Genomic DNA, 869 nt, shown 5'->3' with positions numbered 1-869 from the left:
GGCAAATCCGCCGCCCCCGCGCCCACTAATTGGCCGTTTTCCCACAGTCCTTCTACCACTTGGCCCGTGGCGTAGGTCAGTCGCCCTTGACCTTGGCGGGTTCCGTTTTCGAACGTCCCTTCATAAACATCGCCCGAGCGATAGCGCGCCACGCCTTGGCCTGTGATTTCACCTGCGCGCCAAGCGCCCTCATAGGTAAACCCATCGGCCATCTCGAGGCGGCCTATGCCTTCGCGCGCCCCGCCTACGAATTGCCCACGATAGCTGCTGCCATCAGGATAGGTTGTGATCCCTTCCCCCTCGCGCAGGCCTGCGTTCCATCCGCCCTCGTAGCGATAGCCGTTGGTTGAGGTCATTACCCCTTGGCCGTGTTGGCGCCCATTGAGGAACTGGCCCTCATAGCGCAACCCATCGGCATATTCCGCAAGGCCAAAGCCTTGCATCGCCCCCGCGACCCAATCGCCCTCGTATTTGGTGCCGTCAGGATAGGTTATGGTTCCCGTCCCATGGGCCAAATCATTTTCAAATCCGCCAGCATAGACCACCCCATCTGGGTAGGTCATCACGCCTTGCCCCTCAATGCGCCCTTCGACCCATTCGCCTTCATAAACAAGCCCCTGATGCCCTGTGAAACGACCTTGGCCATGGCGGCGGTCATTGAGAAATTCGCCCTCATAGAAATCGCCATTCGCATAGCGCACCACGGCTTGGCCTTGGCGCGCGCCATTGACTAAACCGCCCTCATAGATATCGCCATTGGGTTGGGTCAGGCTGCCTTGACCGTTGATCTGATCATTTTCCCATGCGCCCTCAAACACCATGCCATCCGAGGTTTCCAACCGTCCTGCGCCGTGGCGCATGTCGTTGAG

The 869-nt window shown here is 59.4% G+C and carries 1 protein-coding gene; it reads right to left on the bottom strand.

Annotation, left to right across the window (positions count from 1 at the left end; all coding sequences use genetic code 11):
• Nucleotides 1-869, bottom strand: an 869-nt coding sequence (locus ACR0B3_RS24315) for an MORN repeat-containing protein (RefSeq protein WP_480811284.1), incomplete at both ends; no start/stop codon positions are given.

This window comes from Ruegeria sp. CE9, from assembly GCF_056537425.1.
Note: the sequence above shows the minus strand (reverse complement) of the source record. Positions and strands in the feature narration are given on the sequence as shown.